This is a genomic window from Paenibacillus sp. cl6col (genome assembly GCF_900102125.1).
GTDB classification, from domain to species: Bacteria; Bacillota; Bacilli; order Paenibacillales; family Paenibacillaceae; genus Paenibacillus_B; species Paenibacillus_B suaedae.
Genome location: NZ_FNAZ01000002.1, coordinates 176,051 through 196,232, shown reverse-complemented (window position 1 = coordinate 196,232; position 20,182 = coordinate 176,051). Strand labels below are relative to the sequence as shown.

Here is a 20,182-nt window from a genome sequence, read left to right as displayed (position 1 = left end):
TTGAGGTTGTTCAAAAAGTCCGCTTTTGATCACGAAGTAAATCATGAAGTGGACTCGGCATCGAATCTTGAATTCAGCCGGGCCTTCCGGTGCTCATGTACCCAAAACGTACGCTCCGCTCCTCAGGCCCTGGCTTCATCCAACTTTCTCGGTGCTGAAAACCGGCCTTTTTGAACACGCACATACAGGCAACTAGGCACCTGTCAGGTGAGGTATGCATATATTGACTTCATAGTTTGACTATCTTCATGAGATGAGGGAGATTGTAAACCATGAGCTTCACTGACAACCAAGTTGGCTGTTGGCCGAGTCGATTAATTGATCCAAGCGGAATACGTACTGCGAAGCCGCGTACCACGGGAATGACGATGGTCATGGACAAAGGAATGGGAATGAGCGAATTTACGGATATGCTGGAGCTCGCTCACGAGCACATCGACGTCATTAAGCTGGGGTTTGGAACCTCTGCCGTTACGCCTCTTTCTCTGCTTAGCACCAAGCTGGAAGCCGCAGCACGTCATGATGTTATTGTCATTCCTGGAGGTACGTTTTTAGAAATTGCTGTCGCGCAAGGCATGGTGGATGCTTTTTTTCATATGATGAGAGTGACTGGTTTTACGGGAGTTGAGGTGTCGGACGGCACAATCACATTAACCCGCAAGGAGCGGAATGAGCTCATCCGCCGCGCTAGCGAGGAAGGACTGCTTGTTTGTACAGAGTATGGCAAGAAGGATAATTCAACACCATTTGTTCTCTCCGATATCGTAGAGACCTTTACAGAAGACCTTGCTCACGGAGCCGAATGGATGACACTTGAGGGAAGAGAATCTGGTGTGGGGGTTGGCGTGTATGATTGCAGCGGCAGTTGTGATACCTCATTGGTCAATCGTATTGTCTCCGCAGTGCATACGCCTAGCCGACTGATGTGGGAAGCTCCACACAAGGAGCAGCAGGTTGAAATCTTGCGAACGGTTGGTTTGCAGGCGAATATCGGCAACGTATCCCCACATGACATTATTGCCTTCGAAGCACTCCGCAGAGGACTGCGTTCAGATACAATGAGCGCCATGGTTCAATCTCAATACATGATCTAATTGTTCGATACACGTAACCAGAAATATAAAAAAAAAGGGGGGGAAACCAACATGCATATCGATGTCATTCTTAGCGTAAACGAGGCACGAGCAATAGATTTGACACATCGCACGGTGATTGTCATCGACGTACTTCGTGCAACAAGCACGATCATCACTGCCCTTCATTATGGTGCTTCCGGCGTCATTCCCGTTGAGACGGTATCCCAAGCCAAACAAATTGCCAAAGATGAGGATGTATTAGCTGGGGAACGCTACTGCAAAAAAATATCAGGATTCGACGCAGGGAACTCCCCTTATGAATACATGTCGAACAGCATAGAAGGCAAGCGAATCGTGCTAACAACTTCAAATGGTACGCGTGCCATCCAGAAAGCATTGAAAGCAGACTATATATTAGCCGGAGCAATCATTAATGCGCAAGCTACCGCACATGCTGCATGCAAACTGCGCAAGGATGTGGCATTGCTCTGTTCAGGCGCACAAGATGAATTCGCCTTCGAGGACGGCCTATGCGCCGGACTTATAATTGCGGAGCTGCAACGCTGTATGGGTAATGCAAACGAACTAACCATGAATGATGTCGGATATACCGTTCACAGCTCCTATCAGTATTATGCGAATTGCATTCCAGAAGCGCTTCAACAATGTTCGGGCGGCAAGAAACTATGCAAGCTTGGCTTCGCAAAAGATGTAGAGTTCTGTGCAACGGTCAATACGTATTCACTCGTCCCCATTCTTACAGACAACCACACGATGAAGCCGTTTATATCATCATAAACGTCACAATTACGAGCAAGGCGCCAGACGGTCTATGTTCTAAAGCAGAGGGGCTTGTTCATACATTGAAAATGACTACAGCATATCAGCACGATGGTATGAACAACTCTCTCTTGAGGAGCATGATACATGAATGGTGAATTTGTACTCGTTACGCTCATACTCATAGGTCTCGTTAGCCGATCTCCAATTATTACGACTGCCGCATGTATTTTGCTAATCGTTAAGCTTGTCCATTTAGAGCGCTATCTTCCCACCATTGAACGTCGGGGATTGGAGTTCGGGTTATTATTTCTTACCATTGCCGTGCTTGTTCCCTTTGCGGCAGAGCGAATCACTACCCACGATCTATGGTCAGCCCTATCTTCCTGGCCGGGTATGATGGCACTTGCGGGCGGTGCTATTGCCACCTCGATGAATGGCAAGGGACTGGAGCTATTAAAAAACGATCCGCAAATGATTGTCGGCCTAGTGGCTGGGTCAATCATCGGGATCGTTCTACTGCGCGGCATTCCGGTAGGGCCATTAATGGCTGCCGGTATAACCGCACTATTATTGCAGATAAGCAGATGGATTATTGATAAGTTCTAAAATATGCAGTCCATCCATTATCTACGGTCTTGAGGACCGCCTACGAATGCTGTCTCCATTGTGTCCAAGCCATAGCCTGTATGAAGAGCTCGGATAATATCATGCAGGTTATCAGCTGCCACAACACAGGATACTTTAATTTCAGAGGTGCTCACCATTTTAATGCTGACTCCCGTCCGGGAGATGATGTCGAACATTTTAGCAGCAACACCCGGATGGCTAACCATACCAGCCCCTACGATCGAAATTTTCACCAAATCTCGCTCCGATGTAACTTCACGGTATGGAACCTCACCGCGAATGTTCTCAATAACGGATACTGCTCGCTCACAATCAGCAAGTGCTGTCGTGAAGGAGAAGTCTGCCTCACCGTTTAATACACCGCTCTGTACAATAATATCTACATCTATATGTTCATTTGCAAGCGCTCCGAATACCTTCGCCAATACTCCCGGCAAATCAGCGACGCCCAAAATGCTAATACGCGCTACATTCTTATCATATGCGATGCCACTAACGACTACACCCTGTTCCATTGTAGCTTCCTCCTTCACGATTGTCCCCTCATTGTAGTTAAAGCTGGATCGAACAACAAGACACACTGAATTGTGCTTGGCGTATTCTACTGCACGCGGGTGCAGTACGGCTGCCCCTAGATGAGCCAGCTCCAGCATTTCGTCATAGGATATTTCCTTCAGCTTCCGGGCACAGTTTACGATTCGAGGATCTGTAGAGTATATGCCGTCAACATCCGTATAAATCTCACATACATCCGCCTGAATAGCAGCAGCCAGCGCAACGGCTGTCGTATCCGAGCCTCCACGGCCTAATGTTGTTATTTCTCCGACTTCCGACATCCCCTGGAATCCAGCCACAATTACAATCTGACCTTCCTGCAGTGCATTCTTCACCCGTTCAGACTGTATGTCGACAATACGTGCCCTGCCGTATGTACCGTCTGTTCGGAAACCAGCCTGCCATCCGGTCATAGACATCGCCTGGTGACCAAGCTGATGGATAGCCATGGATAACAGCGCTACCGAGATTTGCTCGCCTGTCGTGAGCAGCATATCCATTTCACGCGCAGGAGGATTCTCATTCAAGCTTTTCGATTGATCGATTAATTCGTCCGTCGTGTCTCCCATTGCTGATACAACAACAACACACTTGTGGCCTTCTTGTTTTTTTTCTACGATTCGTTTGGCAACCCTCTTCATTCTCTCAATATCTCCTACTGAGCTGCCTCCGAACTTCATGACGTATAGTGCCACACTGACTCACTCCCACCCTATGAACTAGAAATGCTTGCACTTTCTTTTAATAGCATATTATAGCACAATTTTACCAATGCGGTACGTTAAATTATAAAAGCCCCGAATGCACAGGGCACTCAGGGCTTATTAAAAATCTTATTCAATAATTAGGCACGAGAAATGTACTTGCCTTCGCGTGTATCGATAAGCAGTACATCGCCTTCGTTGATGAAGAGTGGCACTTGAACGTTCAAGCCAGTTTCCACTGTTGCGTTCTTCGTTGCACCTTGAGCCGTGTTGCCTTTAACTCCTGGCTCTGTCTCAACTACCTTAAGCTCAACGTTGTTCGGCATGTTGATACCAAGGATTTCACCTTTATAGCTTACGATGTTAACGATCATGTTATCTTTCAAGAAGTTCAATTCCCATTCCAATTGGCTCTTGTCCAAGGAGAATTGGTCGTAGGACTCATTGTCCATGAATGTATACTCTTCACCACTGTTGTACAGGTATTGTACTTCGCGGTTATCGATTTGCGCACGGCCGATTGTTTCACCTGCACGGAACGTCTTCTCCGTAACGTTGCCGTTACGCAAGTTTTTCAATTTGGAGCGTACGAACGCAGCACCTTTACCTGGCTTAACGTGTTGGAAATCCAAGACTGTAAAGATATCTCCATCTACTTCTACCGTCAAACCTGTTTTAAAATCGTTTACTGAAATCACTCTAAATTCCCTCCTACATGCATGGCAACCCCGATTAACCGTAATGAAATACGTTCGATGCTCAGTGTATCGGTTAGATATCTACTGAACTGCGCCCGTCACTACATGTCTAATACGAGCAGTTGTTTCGTTGATTGTGTTATTATTTCAATCCCGTCTTCCGTAATCACAATATCGTCTTCGATACGTACACCGCCGAATCCCGGAATATAGATACCAGGCTCCACCGTAACGGTCATACCGGGAGTTAACACCGTATCGCTTCCGAATGCCAATCTTGGATTTTCATGAACTTCCATACCCAAGCCATGACCGGTGCTGTGTCCGAAATGGTCACCATATCCGTAACCCTTAATGATGTCACGAGTTAAGGCATCTGCCTCGCGTCCAGTCATCCCCGGACGAATATGTTGAATTGCATTCATCTGTGCTTCAAGAACAATGTTATAAATTTCATGATGCTTGTCAGTCGGCTTACCCAGTACTACCGTACGTGTAATGTCTGAGCAATACCCATTGTACAAAGCACCGAAGTCAAGCTTAATGAACTCGTTGCCTTGGATGATGCGATCACTTGCAACACCATGCGGCAATGCGGATCGTTCGCCAGATGCAACAATCGTATCGAAGGAGCTCGATGTTGCTCCATTCTTACGCATGAAGAATTCCATCTCAAGCGCAATATCCTTCTCGGATACGCCTGGCTTGAGGAAGTTCAGAATGTGGCTGAATGTACGATCCGCGAGCTGAGCAGCATCGCGCATAATCGCCAATTCTCCCTCATCCTTAATCATGCGAAGATCTTCGATCAGCCCAGATACAGGTACAAGTTCGATGCCTTCGAGCTGTCCTTGATATCCTGTATAAGTTGCGAATGCGACGTGATCCTGTTCGAACCCTAGACGACTAATATGCATATCAGACAGAAGCTGCTTCAGCGTATCTGTCATCTTCGCGCCGTGTTCAACAACGTCATAATCAACAGCTTGCTGCGGCGCCTGTGTCATATAGCGGAAATCCGTCAGCAGCACTGCGCGGTCTTGCGTAATCAGCACATAGCCGGATGAACCTGTAAATCCTGTCATGTAACGACGGTTCACCGCACTTGTGATGAACATGGCTTCCAAGCCTTTCATCCCCATTGCTTCTCTTAAACGAGTCAAACGTGATTGGCTCATCTTCTCATCATCTCCCGACTTTGCATTGTTCCGTCACCCTTGAGATTGACCTTCTGCCCGTTGTGAGGATACATACTGATGCAGTGCAGACAATCCCAACTCATAGCTTAATGCTCCGAATCCCGCAATTTGTCCTACCACTACAGGAGCGGTTACAGACACATGCCGGAACTCTTCCCGCTTATGTATGTTGGACATATGAACTTCCACTGTCGGAATGCGAACTGCACTTAATGCATCTCGCAATGCATAGCTGTAATGCGTAAGTGCTCCCGGATTAATGACAATACCGTCGCATGTCCCATATGCCTCATGGATACGGTCTATGAGCGCTCCTTCATGATTGCTCTGGTAGCATTCCAGTGAAACGGCCCAAGATGCAGCCATCTCTGTAAGCCGTGCTTCAATCGCAGCCAACGATTCGCTCCCGTAGACACCAGGCTCGCGAATGCCGAGCATATTCAAGTTCGGTCCGTTCAATAACAAGTAACAAGCCATGATGATTCCACCTCTCAAGCGTACCGTCAACAGACGAATCCTCACGTATTTTAACATACGATGCAGAAAATGAGAAGCGTCAATACAGCAAAACCCGCATGACATCGCGCATTTAGCTACATGATCGGTTTAGGCTTGCGTCGCTCTGGGTATTCATGCGCCTCTTCCCCAGAATCACTTCTTGCTGCTGAATGAACAACTCCGTCGCTGGGTACACGGTCAGGCCCTCTATTTCCTGACTTCCCAGATCCCTGTCCTCCACCGCTGGTATAGCCCGATCCCCCCTTCATTTTGAGACGCTCTGCCTCATCGGGTTCACGCTCCTGTTCATTATTGAACTCCGTTGCTACCGTATAGCCGATGAATAATCCCCAGACAAGCATGATACAGGATTCTGTCCATATCGTGTTCCATGTTGTCCTCCATACTGGATGCACGAGACCAAGCATAGGCCCGGGTGCAACATATAATAGAACCCACCATACTATCCCATATAGAATCCCAGGGTACGGACCAGGTACTTTCCGTAGGAAAAGTGTATATAGTATGGAAGCTGCGATTGAAAATAAAATGAATGCGCCCCATCCTACTAGCTGGCCTTGGGTAGTGATCAAATATTTATGCGGGTAAAAAGGTTCCGCAATCATCCCAGGGATCACCGAAGTAAAGTGGAAAGTATAAGCGAGCCAACGTATCCCGCCCCATATCAGCCCGGCAAAAAAACCGATTTGCACAGAAAACGATAATGGGTCAGTAGGATTCTTCTTACGTTCCGCCCTTGCTTGCCTTTCATTCATTGCCATTCCTCCCAATTGTGATCATCTCAACGTGTATGTAGTATGCTCCAACCTAGGCGGATTACAATCATGGTGTGGAAAACGCCAGCAAAATTCGCTACAATAAAATTATTATTATTTCAAAATCGTGAAGTGCCTCTTACTTGAGGCACCTTCGGTACACACGCAAAGCGGAATGCAATCAAGATGGGGATGGTGAAGTAATTGTCAGATCAGAAATCCATTTACGGTGGACAGGCCGTAATTGAAGGCGTAATGTTCGGCGGCAAGCACGTCAATGTGACGGCTGTCCGTCGCAAAGATAAATCCATTACGTTCTACGAAGTACCAAAGAAAGATAAAGCATGGGTTGCCAAGCTAAAAAGAATCCCGCTGCTCCGAGGGATTGTTGGCATATTCGATGCCAGTGCTAAGGGATATCAGCACTTAAACTACGCTGCAGAGAAATACGCCGAGGATGAAGAAGGAATTGAAGCTGCTGAGGCAGGCAAAGACTCCAAATGGAACCTTGCGATGATCGTCGGGGTAGCAGTAGTCGGAATTTTATCGCTTATCTTTAGTAAAATTATTTTCACAACCGTTCCAGTTGTCATTGAAGAACTCATTTTCGGGTCGGCCTTCAATAATATCGTGATCCATACTGTCGTTGAAGGCGTCATTAAAATTGCGTTCCTTCTCGGGTATTTGTGGCTAATTTCCAAGACTCCTATTGTCAAGCGTCTGTTCCAATATCATGGCGCTGAGCATAAGGTAATTACCGCATATGAAGCCGGTGTAGATCTAACGGTACAGAACGTACAGAAGTTCAGCACGCTGCATTATCGCTGCGGCAGTAGTTTTATTATTTTGTCCGTCATCGTTGGAGTCGTTATTTACTCCTTTATCCCATATGATAATTTATGGGAACGCATTTATCCAAGGCTCCTGTTGATTCCTGTCGTCATGGGCGTATCCTACGAGTTCCTGCGATTAACGAATGCCCTGCGGAATGTGCCTGTGCTTCGCTGGCTTGGGTATCCTGGACTGTGGCTGCAACTGCTCACAACGAAGGAACCTACAGATGATCAGGTGGAAGTGTCGATTGCTTCCTTCAATCGCATGTGTGAGCTTGATCGCGAATTACAGCCTAAACAGGCTGTATCTTAATTCTACATCAACACTATGACAAGAAGGGAATGATGACGATGGCTCGACTGCCGCGATGGTTTATGCTCCTCATGGCTGTGTTGGTTGGAATCGGAATCGTTAGCAGCTTCACTCGAGATCCTATATCCATTCTAATTCCCGTCGCCATCATTGCCGTTGTATTCCTCGTCTATCGATTTGGGCCGAAGAAGAGCGTCAAGGTGAAGGTCTCACCTCGTACGGAGGCGAAGCTGAAAGCAGCACGTGCGTCTCAAGCCAAGAAGCGCATACGACCTCGATCCCAAGCAAAACTTACGGTCATTGAGGGCAACAAGGCTAAGGATGAGAACAGACAACAGACTAAATAAAGAAAACAGCGCGTAGATGAGTTTCCTTCATCCAAGCGCTGTTTTTTGGTTATATCTTCGTCTTCCCGCAACAAAGCACCTTATACATCTTCTCATAAGCGTCCCTCGTCCACTGTTCGAAGAAGGCGTTACCCGCTTTCTCGCCTGACTCATATAATGCCATGCTCTGCTCAACGGTTAAATCAAAGTCAGTTGTTCCGATACCCAGTGTAGGGATCTTGATCGTACGGAAGCGGTTCTGCTTATCGATATAGCGCTGGTCATGTGCCGAGATCATGGTGGATACCATGGCCTGAAGCATCGTGATGAGACCCGTAATCTGATGGGGCTGGCCAGACTGCATTCCTACCATTTGAAAACCGATCGTTGGAATCAGACGACTTGTACGCGGGTCAATATCGTCATCGAACAGCCATAGCGGGAAGTTAGAGAGCATCCCACCATCCACGATATAAGAGAATTGATCAGCAAACTTCTTCGTTCGGCCATTCTTCACCTCAAATGGAGCTCGTAAAATCACCGGATCGAAGAAGTAAGGAATGCTTGTGCTCATCCGTATCGCCTTGCTTACGAGGAATGATTCTGGGTCTATCCCGTAGTTCGCAATATCGTCAGGGAGAACCATCAACCTCCCATTCGTAATGTCCGAGGCGATGATTCTTAGCTGTTCCTTCTTCAAATCCCCAAACGTACGAATCCCTTTCTTCAACAGGCAATCATGCACCCATTTCTCCAGTGCTTCACCTGAATATAGCCCCTTTTTCCACAGCAGCCGCATGGCTGACCCTATCCATTTAATCTGGAAAATTGGAGCACGCTGTAAGAAGGATGAGAAAGGCATTTCTAATATGAGCCGTTCCATCTCTTCGGCAGTATAGCCAGCGGCAAGAAATGAGGCTACAATCGAACCCGATGACGTGCCCGCGACACGGTTGAATGTCATCCCGTGCTGCTCGGCTGAATGGACTGCACCAACTAACGATATCCCCTTGACTCCCCCGCCTTCGAATACCGCATTGATACGCACGGGATACCCCTCCTCGCACACATACTGCTTCTTCTTGTATGTATGCTCATGCAGGAGGGGATATGAATGTATGAAAGGTATAATTTCTGAATTATGGCTTTCTTCTATTTTTCCTCGTAATACTGTTGAAGTTTATCGGATACCTGCTTCGTATTTCTTACCAGATCAGCAGCGCTGAAGAATATACTGCCCGCTACCGCATCAATTCGCGAATTGAACTCCAACTGCTTAATAAGTACATCTGCACTGTTCCAGTCCGTTTCATTTGCATCCGCAAGCTTATAGGCAGCGTGTCCAATAAATAGGTCCACCCCAGTGCCTGCCGTTTCTTTGACCCACCAATTCACTAACGTGTCGTAGGACGCAGCCTTGTGGCCGATGTGCCAATACACTTGAGGTGCAATATAATCGATCCAATGATTCTTGATCCATGTTCTTGTATCTGCATACAGATTGTCATAGCTGCTCAGTCCCGCCTTCGTTGCTGATCCGGTTGGATCTGCGCTGGAGTTGCGCCATACTCCGAACGGACTTATACCAAATTGTACATTCGGCTTCGCCGACTTAATCTGCTTGTACAGGGATTCAACGAACTCATTCACATTATTTCTACGCCAATCTCCCTTGTTATTGAACATCTTGTTGTAGCGTTCATATGTATCATTATCCTTAAATGATTCCTTGTCTTCGCCATATGGATAGAAGTAATCGTCCAGATGCACGCCATCGATATCATAGTTATTGACAACTTCCATGATGGAATCAAGCACAAACTGACGAGCTTCTGGGACGCCTGGATTATAGATAAGCTTGTTCTGGTGCTTTACAACCCAGTCTGGATGCTCCTTCGCGGGATGACCATTAACCAGCTTGGATACATCTCCTTGTACACTTACACGGTAAGGGTTAAACCATGCATGGAACTGCATGCCGCGCTTATGTGTCTCTTCTACCATGAATTTCAATGGGTCATATCCTGGATCCTTGCCTTGCGTTCCTGTCAGCCATTCCGACCAAGGAAGCAGCTTCGAAGGATAGAAGGCATCTGAAGTTGGGCGCACCTGTACGAATACAGCGTTGATTCCTGCCTTTTGGAGCTTGTCCAGCATGCTTGTATACTGCTGCTTCTGACGTTCCGCATTGAAGCCTGACTTCTTCGGATCCTGCGGCCAATCAATATTGTAGACAGTCGATATCCACGTTCCTCTCATCGATTCCGCATGGATCGCTTCGCCATCTTCAGAGGCTGCTTCGCCACCCTCAGAGACAATTGTAATAATACGTTCTCGCTGATTCCAATCCACCTTCAATCCAACACTTTCACTGATGAAGCGAAGCGGAACCATCGTTCGTTCACCACGCATGGAGGCAGATACGTCGAGCTCCACATGTTGCCCATCCACTTCCGCATTGCTGTCGCCAATCGTCAAGCGTATGGTATGTCCATCCTTCCGGAACTCAACCTGGCGATTCGCCTGATCCCAACCTACAGTTGCACCAGTAGCTTCCCCTACTGCTCGGAATGGCAGCATCGTCACATTCTTGCCTGGCACCAAATAAGGAGCTACATCCGTTTGAAGCTGCTTATTGTTCATCAATATTCGAATGTCATTGCTGGCCGCATTCCCCATTTGCGGCATAAGCGTACTTAGCATAACAGCAGCAAATGTGCCGAGAAGTACTTTTTTCGCGTGATTCATCATTCTTTTTTCCATCTCCCTTGTCCATGTTGAACGAGAAAATGAGTCAATATCATTTCCCCTCAACTATTAGACGCAAAAAATAAAACATCTGTTTCGCAAAAAACAGATGTTTTACGATTCATTATCCAATTCACTGCGCAAATCACGAAGCGCTTGCAGGCGCTGAGGGTCTCTGCGGAAGTATTCAACAAGTGTTTCGATGCATGTAATCGAGTTCCAGCTCAGGTGATGCTCGATTCCTTCTACGTCTGTATAAATATGCTCGTCGGCTACACCGATCAAGGTTAAGAAGTCTTCGAGCAGCTGATGGCGATCCACCAATCGCTTGCCGATCTTCTTCCCCTTGCTAGTCAGCACGAGCCCGCGATATTTCTCATAAATAAGATAATCGTCCTTATCGAGCTTCTGAATCATCTTCGTCACAGAAGAAGGGTGCACTTCCAATCCTTCTGCGATATCGGATACGCGAGCATATCCTTTCTCGTCAATCAGTTTATAGATACGTTCCAAATAGTCTTCCATGCTTGGTGTAGGCATCAAGCGTCCCTCATTTCCTTCCACGTTACACGACTTGTCCAAAAGCGCTTCCTGCTTCAATATGTTCCTCATTTCACATCAATAAAGATTACTTTCCCTTAGCGGGAAATGAAGCATGCATATTCATATACGGAAATAATCGTGTATCTTTAAGTTTACATGGTTTCGAGATCAAGTTCAACCTTAGACCTGTTTTGCTCGACATTTACCATAGCTGCGATCTGTGGAAATTCATAGAAAGACCGCTCCATCTATGAAATTAGACGGCAGCGGTCACGGTAGATATGATTTAATTATGTAGGTTCTGTCAGTTATGTCAGTCTTCTCATCCACTCTGGGGTAATCTGCTGCAGCCAAATATTTAGCTGACTCAAATGATCGGTGAACAAGAGTATCCCCATCACGATCATAATTGCCCCGCCTACCTTCATCATGACGCCCGAATATTTCGTAAGCCATCGAGTTGAGCCAATGAAGAAGGATAGAATAAAGAATGGTAAACCAAAACCAATACAATAGGCGGTAATCATTAACATTCCTGTGCTTGGCTCAGATGCACTTAATGAAATGATGGCAGTCAAAATTGGGCCAATGCAAGGCGACCAGCCTGCGGAGAAGCCCATCCCGAACAAAAAGGAGCCTAAGTATCCGCTCTTCTGTCCAAAATCCAGCTTCCGTTCCTTCATTAAGAGTTGAGGCTTGAATACACCGATGAGCACAAGCCCCATAATGAGAATGAAAATAGCCGAAATCTGACGAATCAAATCTCGATATTCAGCCAAGTAAGAACCGAGCAGTGTAGCGCCCAGACCAAGTGTATAGAACACAACACTGATCCCTAAAATGAAAAACAACGTGTGAGTCATTGTGCGCCATCTAACCTCGCGCTTATTCTGCTTATCCTTTAATTGACTCACCGACATCCCCGTAATGATCGAAATGTAAGATGGATATAACGGCAAACAGCATGGAGATATAAAGGATACAAATCCCGCCCAGAAAGCTATCCACACCGTAATATGACCCAACCGCTTCGCCTCCCCGTATTAGTCGATTGCCCTAACAGGAAGAAGATGGGCGCTGTATCACACCCGAATTCCTCTTCTTGCTATCAATGTCAATATTAACACGGCAATGAGCAATAGGACAATCGTAGCCCCTGGCGCTAAATTCCAAATCCCTGCGGTCAGCAGCCCGCCAACGACAGCAGCTTCGGCTACAAGCACTGATACGATAACTGACTGCTTGAATCCCTTGGCTACAAACAGACTAATGGCTACTGGGATCGTTAATAAGGCCGAGACGAGAAGTGCGCCTACAATTTTGATGGCTGCACTAATTACGAGCGCGGTCAGCACCGTGACGGCAATATTAAGCATTCGTACCGGAAGACCATTTACCGCAGCTGCATCTTCATCAAAGGTAAGCAAAAACATTTCCTTGAAGAAGAGGAGCAGAAATACGACAACGATAAGGGTTACAACCCCAACTACGATCAAGTCAGTGCCATTCAGAGTATAAATACTTCCGAACAAATAATTGTTCACATTCGCGCTAAAGTTCATTCCTAGCGTAAAAAAGAGCGATGCCAGCGCAACACCGCCTGACATGATGACAGCAATGGAGAGCTCAGCGTACGTTTTGTAAGCTTTGCGAAGCTTCTCAATCGCAATCGCACCCACAAGCGCGAATACAAGCCCCATGGCCAGCGGATACACGCCGAGCAGAAACCCAAGTGCTACCCCAGCGATTGTCACATGCGCGAGGGTATCCCCTATCATGGACAACCGACGCAGCACAAGAAACATTCCCATAAGCGGGCCTATGGCGCCAATTAATAATCCCCCGATCAATGCGCGTATAAAAAAATCAGATTGTATGATGTCCAGCAATGACAACGTCCCCTTTAATTCAATTCCATGCTAAGCAAGGAGCAGTCTTTCTTATTGTGCGTGTTCAAAAAGGTCGGTTTTCAGCACCGAAGCTTATGCTTCCGATGTGCGTTTTTTCAAAACGCCTCATTTGGATGAAGCTAGGGCCTGAGGAGCGGAGTGTACGTTTTGGGTACATGAGCACCTGAGATGTTTCCGCAGGAAACATACTTCGTAAGCATCTGCTTAGGCCCGGCTGAATTCAACTTTCGATGTTGAGTCCACCTCATGATTTACTTCGTGATCAAAAGCGGACTTTTTGAACAACCTCTTAGAGTATACCGTGCGATAGATCCGGCTCTGAACATTGCACATTGTGCGAATGCCTCACATAGAAGTTCAGCTTGCCGCATGTCCCCTTCGGATCACAGCCAAGCCATGAATTCACAAGATCCATATCATGAGAAACCATAATGAAGGTCATATGGTGATGTTCATGTAAATGCTGCAGCAGGTTGAAGAAATCGTTTTGCGTTTCCGTGTCGATCCCAACTGTAGGCTCATCCAATATGAGCAGTTCAGGCTTATTCACCATCGCTCGCGCTAGAAATACCCGCTGCTGCTGCCCCCCCGATAACTGCCCGATGCGCTTATCCGCCAAGTCCTCAACCCGCATCACACGCATCGCATCACGGCATTGATTGATTTCCTCCTGCTTCAGCCGTCGGAACATTCGCCGGCGATTGTACATGCCGGATTGTACGACCTCCATCACAGTCGCTGGAAATAATGGATTAAAGGAATTCTTCTGCGGCACATACCCAATCCGATCCCATTCCTTGAACCGATTGATCGGCGTTCCGAACAGCTTAATTTGCCCTGAGGTGGGCTTCAGCAAACCGACCATCAGTCGCAGGAGCGTCGTCTTGCCAGCGCCATTCGTGCCGATAACACCTACAAAATCCCGCTCATATACAGTGAAGTTGACATTGCGCAGAACCGTCTGTCCTTCATAGCTGAAGCCAACATCCTCTATTGAAATCACCTGGTTATGGCAGGTGTCCGTCATATTCATCATTGTGCTCATTGTGCCCTCTCTCTTCCTTGCACGAACCGTCCAGCCGTGCAACTCTCGGTAACGGACTTTGATCCGTTCCTCATTTATTGTAGCGCGACAAGGAGATTTTGCAAATTGCGTTCCATGAGCGTTACGTAATTGTCCCCTTGATCTGCTTGCTGCTTCGTTAAGCCTTCAAGCGGGTTCAATACAAGTGTGCTCACACCCGCTTCACCAGCCAGTGTATTCGCTAATTGATCCGATACAAGCTCCTCAAAGAATACGTACTTTAACCCCTTCTCCTTCACCAGCTTCGAGAGCTTCACCAAATCTTGCGCTCTTGGTTCAGCATCAGGCGTAATGCCCATAATTGCATGCTGCGTCAATCCATAATCCCGGCACAAGTATCCAAATGCATGATGGGATACCACTATCTCACGCTGCTTCAGCGAGCTTAGCTTCTCCGTATATAACTTATCTACGGATTCAATTTTCGACTTTAGCTGCTTATAATTTGCTTCATATTCACCCTTATGCGCACCATCGGCTTGAACGAGTGCATCCTTAACATTGCTTGCCATCGTCAATGCGGATTTTGGACTCACCCACGTGTGCGGATCTGTGCTGCCATGTTCGTGTTCATGCGCATGTTCGGAAGCATCGCCTTCTCCTTCGTGATGCTCGTGCTCGCTTCCATCTGCCTCAATGAGAGGAATGCCCTTGCTTACCTCAAGTGTCTTCACATTAGACGAGGAATCCAAGCCTTTCAAAAAATCGTCCAGCCATGTTTCGAAGCCTGCACCATTGACGAGCAACAGCTGGGCATTCGATGCGTTATGCAGGTCACGGCTTTTTGGTGTCCAATCGTGTGGCTCAATCCCAGTTGGAATGAGATTGATGGTATTTACATGTTCGCCGCCAATTTGTTCTGTCAGAAAGGCAATCGGATAAAAGCTCGTAACAACATTAAGTTTCCCTTCTACAATACCGGATTGAGAACCTTGTGTACATCCTGCCAACACCAATGCGAAGCAGCACAGGGTCAACAAGGAATGACGCAATCTTCTATATTTACTTCTCAGCTTCATATGAATAACTCCTTCTGCGCAAATTATGTAGTTACGCATGTTAATTTTCTGTAATTCGTAATGATTACTATTAAGATTATAAAAAGGCTTCTCTCCCTTGTCAATCCTAACTTTTCTGCCATTCCAATTTCCTGCCTGCATACTCATTGGAAGCAGATGTGACAAAATTGTAAGGCACTCTCTATCATGTTACTCTTTGACATCATTGATAGACGATACTAATATGATAGAGTGCCTATTCCTACCGTTAGGCTCAAAACTATATCGAAAAGAATAAATTAAGGAGTGAATGATTTGGATTGGATCGAATGGCTGAAATATGCCGTGCTTGGATTGGTGCAGGGTTTCACTGAACCAATACCGGTATCGTCAAGCGGGCATTTGGTTATTGCTGAGCGATTATTCGGATTACATATCGAAGGCCTCGGCTTTGAGGTGCTCGTCAACTTTGCCTCCTTGCTAGCTATTTTGCTCATTTATCGTAAAGATATCGTACGGCTTACCGTAAATACGTTCCGCTTCCTGTTCACACGCGCTCAGGATGCGAAAGACGACTTCATGTTCGTTATTTATTTAATTCTCGCTACGATTCCAGCAGGGATTATCGGAGTCGTGTTTAAGGATACGATTGCAGATGTGTTCAAAGGTGTTAAGATTATCGGCGCAACGCTGCTCGTGACCGCATTAGCTCTCTGGCTGATACGCAACTTGCGTGGCCGCAAGGGGGACAAGGATCTGTCCTTCGGTGAAACGTTTATCGTTGGTCTGGCGCAAGCGGTCGCACTCATTCCCGGCATTAGCCGTTCCGGCTCAACAATCGTTGCTGCGATGGCATTGGGATGGAAGCAGGAAACTGCCCTTCGCTTCTCCTTCTTCTTGTACATTCCGGTCAGCGTTGGAAGTATGATTCTCGAAGGGAAGGATATGATCAAAGACCCGACACTGGGGCAAATGATGATTCCATACCTGCTTGCCTTCGTATGCTCCTTCGTTGCATCCTACTTCGCTTTGAAATGGTTCATGGGCATTATGGCACGCGGCAATCTAAAATGGTTCTCGCTCTATTGTGTATTTGCAGGACTGTTCGTCCTATTCTTCGTGAATTAATGACGTTCAACAAATAAAGGCCGGAATCGTTTAGATCCCGGCCTTTTTCTATGGCAATTCATACCCTAATCATCCACGTATGCCTGCCACCTATTTATTTCGTTCAAACCTCTGTTACTTCACAATTGCACCATTCGGCATGCTGTCTGGGACTGTCGCAACCGTCAATTGACCGTCCTTCGAAGCAGCCAAAATCATACCTTGGGACAAGACACCCCGCAGCTTCACTGGCTTCAGATTCGCTACACAGATTACTTTGCGTCCGATAAGCTCTTCTGGCTTGTAATATTGAGCGATTCCAGATACAACCTGACGCTGTTCATAGCCCATATCCAATTCCAATCGCAACAGCTTATCTGCTTTAGGAACAGGTTCACAATGTGTGACTTGTGCAACGCGCAGCTCTACCTTCGCAAAATCATCAATTGCGATTTCTTCTTTGGCATCCTCCGGCTTCGCCGACCCTGTCTCAGCCGCAGCAGCACTGTTGTCTGCTTTAGCTTGGGCAGGTGCTTCTTCAGCTGCTGGCTCTGCCTTCTTACCTCCGTTCATTGCTTCAGCGATGATTTGCACCTCTTCAGCTACTTCCAGACGAGGGAAGATCGGGTCACCCTTCACGACCTTGGTTCCGTTCGGAATGGCTCCGAATGTGCGAACAGATTCCCAAGACGTAATCGTTCCCGCTTCAATACCAAGCTGAGCCCACACCTTCGCTGGGGCTTGTGTCAAGAACGGCTGCAGCAGAATGGAGGAAATACGCAGGCTCTCTGCCAAATGCGCCATAACAGAAGCCAATTCTGCACGCTTGGATTCATCCTTCGCAAGTGCCCAAGGCTGTGTCTCATCAATGTATTTGTTCGTACGGCTAATGAACTGCCAGATGGCAGTCAGAGCTACGGAGAATTCCATATCTTCCATAGCTGCTTCCACTTTATCCACTGTCTGCGCAGCGAAGGCTGCAATTTCACCATCGAAAGCCGTAACTTGGCCTGCATATGCAGGAATCTCGCCGTCGAAGTACTTCTCGATCATTGCAACGGTGCGGTTCAACAGGTTGCCAAGATCGTTCGCCAAATCGAAGTTAATGCGTTCTACGAAGCCTTCCGGCGTAAACGTACCATCTGATCCGAACGGCACCTCGCGCAGCAAGTAGTAACGAAGCGCGTCCAATCCGTAACGATCAATCAGCATAACAGGATCGACGACATTGCCTTTGGACTTCGACATTTTGCCGTCCTTCATCAGTAGCCAGCCGTGTCCGAACACTTTCTTCGGAAGCGGAAGATCAAGCGCCATCAGCATAATCGGCCAGTAAATCGTATGGAAACGAATGATCTCTTTCCCGACCAAATGAACATCCGCTGGCCAGTACTTCTTGTACAATTCATCATTGTCCGAGCCATATCCTAGAGCGGAAATGTAGTTGGACAGTGCATCGATCCATACATAAACAACATGCTTCGGATCGTCTTTCACCTTCACGCCCCAATCGAAAGACGTACGGGATACAGCAAGGTCTTCCAAGCCTGGCTTAATGAAGTTGTTAATCATTTCATTTTTACGGGATTCTGGCTGAATGAACTCTGGGTTCGCTTCATAGAATTCCAACAGTCGATCCGCATATTTGCTCATGCGGAAGAAGTAACTCTCTTCCTTAACCAGTTCCACAGAACGGCCGCAATCCGGGCAGTTGCCATTCTCGAGCTGACGTTCTGTGAAGAACGATTCGCACGGTGTACAATACCAGCCTTCATACGTCCCCTTGTAAATGTCTCCTTGCTGAACCAAGCGGTCGAAAATCGTCTGAACCACATTCTTATGACGGTCTTCAGTTGTGCGAATAAAGTCATCATAAGTGATATCCAGCTTGTTCCACAGTTCCTTAATCCCACTTACAATGTTGTCAACGAACTGCTGTGGAGTTACCCCTGCGTCCTTCGCCTTGCGTTCGATCTTCTGACCATGCTCGTCTGTACCCGTCAAGTAGCGAACATCAAAACCGCGCAAACGCTTATAGCGTGCCATTGCGTCCCCTGCTACAGTTGTGTACGCATGACCGATATGCAGCTTGTCGCTTGGATAGTAGATCGGCGTTGTGATGTAAAATGTGTTGCGTTGTTGACTCATTGTTCGTTCATCCTCCTCAGCATATGCCTCTTCATGCAGCAAATCCGATGTTGTCTTTCTTGCACTTCACTAGAGTTTCAATCAAAGCTTCGACAAAAGCTTCAATAAACAGAAAAAGCCCCCGCCCAATTTGGGACGAGAGCTGTATCTCACGTGGTACCACCCAATTTCCCACCTGCATACATATCGACAGGCGGCTTCATTGTGACCGGTATGTAGCCGATCAAGCATTCGTTAACGGGAATGATGCGCCAACAGCTTACGGTAGAGCCTGCTTCTCGCAGCTCAATCACTCGCTCACCATCAGTTCCTCCCGGACCATGTTCGGAAGAGTGTCCATACCGGTTCCCAGCAATACCGGCTCTCTGAAATGGCATCTCTGCTTACTTATCCGTTCCTCGGAGATATCGATTTCCAATTATGTGCATCCAACAACTACCCTCAAATATAAATCAGGAACTGTCCCTCTGTCAAGGACGCTTCGGAGGAACCTTGTCTATTCCTCCAGGGTGAAATGGATGGCACTTGGCGATTCGCTTCATCGTCAGCCATGTGCCCTTCACAGGCCCATGGACTTCCAATGCTTCCATCGCATAAGTGGAACATGTCGGATAGAAGCGGCACGTAGGCGGTTTGAGCGGTGATATCCATTTGCGGTAGGCTCGAACTGGTGCCTGTGCCACCCTTGTTCCTAGACTTCGTCGAATTTGACGCTTGTCAGCTTGGCACTCAGCGTGTTCCTCACTTAAGGAGCAGCATTGCTTGCCTTCATCCTCCGTCATATTCCGGTTCCACCTGCATCATGGTTAGGTACAGAAGATGATGAATTATCCTTATCAGTGCATGTAGAGCAATATCCAAACACTTCGAATTTATGTTGAACGACCTGAAATTGATCAGGTACATCGGTCTGCGACATCGGGCAGAAATGGATAGGATACGTCTTCTCACACTGCAAACATATCATGTGATGGTGATGATGCCCATCTGCACAAGTTACGCGGAACTTGACTCCATCCTCGAACACTACCTGCTCAAGAACGCCTAGATCGAACATGATTCGCAAATTGCGGTATACCGTGTCGAAGCTCAAGCCGGAATAGCGTTTCCCCATAAATTCGTATACATCCTTAGGTGTTAAATATCCATTCGTGTCAGCGAACAGCTTCGCTAAGGTTCGACGCTGATCCGTAATCCTCATCCCTGAATCAGCCATTTTCTCTATAATTTGTTCTGTCTTCAGCATCGAAGTCCCT

General features: G+C 47.1%; 22 protein-coding genes. 6 read left to right on the top strand and 16 right to left on the bottom strand.

From position 1 onward, the window contains the following. Positions 1–272 precede the first annotated feature (272 nt). The 3 genes from BLS15_RS04970 (at position 273) to BLS15_RS04960 (ending at position 2,465) form a co-directional block, all read left to right on the top strand. Positions 273–1,094, top strand: a complete 822-nt coding sequence (locus BLS15_RS04970) for a phosphosulfolactate synthase (RefSeq protein WP_021252993.1) — start codon at positions 273–275, stop codon at positions 1,092–1,094. A gap of 51 nt (positions 1,095–1,145) precedes the next feature. Next, positions 1,146–1,874 (top strand): 2-phosphosulfolactate phosphatase, encoded by a 729-nt coding sequence (locus tag BLS15_RS04965; protein WP_021252994.1) that lies wholly within the window; start codon positions 1,146–1,148, stop codon positions 1,872–1,874. Positions 1,875–2,003: 129 nt separating this feature from the next. Beyond that, a complete protein-coding gene (locus BLS15_RS04960; protein WP_021252995.1) occupies positions 2,004–2,465 on the top strand; it encodes a DUF441 domain-containing protein in 462 nt (153 codons plus the stop codon). A 17-nt stretch (positions 2,466–2,482) separates the two neighbouring features. Here the strand turns inward: BLS15_RS04960 and BLS15_RS04955 are convergent, their stop codons facing one another. From BLS15_RS04955 to BLS15_RS04935, 5 genes are all read right to left on the bottom strand, one after another. Then, positions 2,483–3,736 carry an aspartate kinase gene (locus BLS15_RS04955; RefSeq protein WP_021252996.1) on the bottom strand — a complete coding sequence of 418 codons (1,254 nt, stop codon included), beginning with the start codon at positions 3,734–3,736 and terminating at the stop codon, positions 2,483–2,485. Between the two features lie 149 nt (positions 3,737–3,885). Then, positions 3,886–4,443, bottom strand: coding sequence for an elongation factor P (gene efp, locus BLS15_RS04950; RefSeq protein ID WP_021252997.1), 558 nt, complete (start codon positions 4,441–4,443; stop codon positions 3,886–3,888). A gap of 101 nt (positions 4,444–4,544) precedes the next feature. Next, positions 4,545–5,621, bottom strand: a complete 1,077-nt coding sequence (locus BLS15_RS04945) for a M24 family metallopeptidase (RefSeq protein ID WP_021252998.1) — start codon at positions 5,619–5,621, stop codon at positions 4,545–4,547. Between the two features lie 33 nt (positions 5,622–5,654). Continuing rightward, entirely contained in the window at positions 5,655–6,119 is a 465-nt protein-coding gene (aroQ, locus tag BLS15_RS04940; protein ID WP_021252999.1) for a type II 3-dehydroquinate dehydratase, read from the bottom strand. A 116-nt stretch (positions 6,120–6,235) separates the two neighbouring features. Next, positions 6,236–6,916 (bottom strand): YqhR family membrane protein, encoded by a 681-nt coding sequence (locus BLS15_RS04935; RefSeq protein ID WP_021253000.1) that lies wholly within the window; start codon positions 6,914–6,916, stop codon positions 6,236–6,238. A gap of 255 nt (positions 6,917–7,171) precedes the next feature. Between BLS15_RS04935 and BLS15_RS04930 the strand changes: the two genes are divergently transcribed. Together BLS15_RS04930 and BLS15_RS04925 are read left to right on the top strand one after the other, a co-directional pair. Further along, entirely contained in the window at positions 7,172–8,062 is an 891-nt protein-coding gene (locus BLS15_RS04930) for a DUF1385 domain-containing protein (RefSeq protein WP_051249871.1), read from the top strand. A gap of 38 nt (positions 8,063–8,100) precedes the next feature. Continuing rightward, positions 8,101–8,409 carry a hypothetical protein gene (locus BLS15_RS04925; protein ID WP_028533133.1) on the top strand — a complete coding sequence of 103 codons (309 nt, stop codon included), beginning with the start codon at positions 8,101–8,103 and terminating at the stop codon, positions 8,407–8,409. Between the two features lie 49 nt (positions 8,410–8,458). On the opposite strand, the gene BLS15_RS04920 is transcribed toward BLS15_RS04925, so the two are convergent. The 7 genes from BLS15_RS04920 to BLS15_RS04885 form a co-directional block, all read right to left on the bottom strand. Next, entirely contained in the window at positions 8,459–9,436 is a 978-nt protein-coding gene (locus BLS15_RS04920) for a patatin-like phospholipase family protein (RefSeq protein ID WP_021253003.1), read from the bottom strand. 104 nt (positions 9,437–9,540) lie between these two features. After that, positions 9,541–11,139: a family 10 glycosylhydrolase gene (locus tag BLS15_RS04915; RefSeq protein ID WP_021253004.1), complete on the bottom strand. Its 1,599-nt coding sequence runs from the start codon at positions 11,137–11,139 to the stop codon at positions 9,541–9,543. Positions 11,140–11,250: 111 nt separating this feature from the next. After that, positions 11,251–11,676, bottom strand: coding sequence for a transcriptional regulator MntR (gene mntR / locus BLS15_RS04910; protein WP_021253005.1), 426 nt, complete (start codon positions 11,674–11,676; stop codon positions 11,251–11,253). 311 nt (positions 11,677–11,987) lie between these two features. Next, positions 11,988–12,704, bottom strand: a complete 717-nt coding sequence (locus BLS15_RS04905; RefSeq protein WP_021253006.1) for a cytochrome c biogenesis CcdA family protein — start codon at positions 12,702–12,704, stop codon at positions 11,988–11,990. Between the two features lie 57 nt (positions 12,705–12,761). Then, positions 12,762–13,568 carry a metal ABC transporter permease gene (locus tag BLS15_RS04900; protein WP_021253007.1) on the bottom strand — a complete coding sequence of 269 codons (807 nt, stop codon included), beginning with the start codon at positions 13,566–13,568 and terminating at the stop codon, positions 12,762–12,764. A gap of 310 nt (positions 13,569–13,878) precedes the next feature. Beyond that, complete coding sequence (locus BLS15_RS04890; RefSeq protein WP_051249872.1) at positions 13,879–14,625, bottom strand: metal ABC transporter ATP-binding protein; 747 nt, start codon at positions 14,623–14,625, stop codon at positions 13,879–13,881. 83 nt (positions 14,626–14,708) lie between these two features. Beyond that, positions 14,709–15,692, bottom strand: a complete 984-nt coding sequence (locus BLS15_RS04885; RefSeq protein WP_021253009.1) for a metal ABC transporter substrate-binding protein — start codon at positions 15,690–15,692, stop codon at positions 14,709–14,711. A gap of 294 nt (positions 15,693–15,986) precedes the next feature. On the opposite strand from BLS15_RS04885, the gene BLS15_RS04880 reads away from it, so the two are divergent. Further along, positions 15,987–16,799: an undecaprenyl-diphosphate phosphatase gene (locus tag BLS15_RS04880; RefSeq protein ID WP_021253010.1), complete on the top strand. Its 813-nt coding sequence runs from the start codon at positions 15,987–15,989 to the stop codon at positions 16,797–16,799. A 114-nt stretch (positions 16,800–16,913) separates the two neighbouring features. Here BLS15_RS04880 and metG read toward each other — a convergent pair whose 3' ends face one another. The 4 genes from metG to BLS15_RS04860 form a co-directional block, all read right to left on the bottom strand. Further along, positions 16,914–18,926, bottom strand: coding sequence for a methionine--tRNA ligase (gene metG, locus BLS15_RS04875; protein ID WP_021253011.1), 2,013 nt, complete (start codon positions 18,924–18,926; stop codon positions 16,914–16,916). Positions 18,927–19,075: 149 nt separating this feature from the next. Further along, the gene (locus tag BLS15_RS04870) at positions 19,076–19,303 is read right to left on the bottom strand and encodes a hypothetical protein (RefSeq protein WP_021253012.1); all 228 of its coding nucleotides are present in this window, start codon (positions 19,301–19,303) and stop codon (positions 19,076–19,078) included. Positions 19,304–19,396: 93 nt separating this feature from the next. Continuing rightward, positions 19,397–19,633 (bottom strand): membrane protein insertion efficiency factor YidD, encoded by a 237-nt coding sequence (yidD, locus tag BLS15_RS04865; RefSeq protein WP_028533136.1) that lies wholly within the window; start codon positions 19,631–19,633, stop codon positions 19,397–19,399. 71 nt (positions 19,634–19,704) lie between these two features. After that, on the bottom strand, positions 19,705–20,172 hold the full coding sequence (locus BLS15_RS04860) for a Fur family transcriptional regulator (protein ID WP_021253014.1): 468 nt from the start codon (positions 20,170–20,172) through the stop codon (positions 19,705–19,707). Positions 20,173–20,182 lie beyond the last annotated feature (10 nt).

Coding starts and splice junctions, on each gene's coding strand:
- BLS15_RS04970 (WP_021252993.1), top strand. CDS start 273: ATGAGCTTCACTGACAACCAAGTTGGCTGTTGGCCGAGTCGATTAATT.
- BLS15_RS04965 (WP_021252994.1), top strand. CDS start 1,146: ATGCATATCGATGTCATTCTTAGCGTAAACGAGGCACGAGCAATAGAT.
- BLS15_RS04960 (WP_021252995.1), top strand. CDS start 2,004: ATGAATGGTGAATTTGTACTCGTTACGCTCATACTCATAGGTCTCGTT.
- BLS15_RS04945 (WP_021252998.1), bottom strand. CDS start 5,621: ATGAGCCAATCACGTTTGACTCGTTTAAGAGAAGCAATGGGGATGAAA.
- aroQ (WP_021252999.1), bottom strand. CDS start 6,119: ATGGCTTGTTACTTGTTATTGAACGGACCGAACTTGAATATGCTCGGC.
- BLS15_RS04935 (WP_021253000.1), bottom strand. CDS start 6,916: ATGAATGAAAGGCAAGCAAGGGCGGAACGTAAGAAGAATCCTACTGAC.
- BLS15_RS04930 (WP_051249871.1), top strand. CDS start 7,172: ATGTTCGGCGGCAAGCACGTCAATGTGACGGCTGTCCGTCGCAAAGAT.
- BLS15_RS04925 (WP_028533133.1), top strand. CDS start 8,101: ATGGCTCGACTGCCGCGATGGTTTATGCTCCTCATGGCTGTGTTGGTT.
- BLS15_RS04915 (WP_021253004.1), bottom strand. CDS start 11,139: ATGATGAATCACGCGAAAAAAGTACTTCTCGGCACATTTGCTGCTGTT.
- mntR (WP_021253005.1), bottom strand. CDS start 11,676: ATGCCTACACCAAGCATGGAAGACTATTTGGAACGTATCTATAAACTG.
- BLS15_RS04890 (WP_051249872.1), bottom strand. CDS start 14,625: ATGATGAATATGACGGACACCTGCCATAACCAGGTGATTTCAATAGAG.
- BLS15_RS04885 (WP_021253009.1), bottom strand. CDS start 15,692: ATGAAGCTGAGAAGTAAATATAGAAGATTGCGTCATTCCTTGTTGACC.
- metG (WP_021253011.1), bottom strand. CDS start 18,926: ATGAGTCAACAACGCAACACATTTTACATCACAACGCCGATCTACTAT.
- BLS15_RS04870 (WP_021253012.1), bottom strand. CDS start 19,303: ATGCCATTTCAGAGAGCCGGTATTGCTGGGAACCGGTATGGACACTCT.
- BLS15_RS04860 (WP_021253014.1), bottom strand. CDS start 20,172: ATGCTGAAGACAGAACAAATTATAGAGAAAATGGCTGATTCAGGGATG.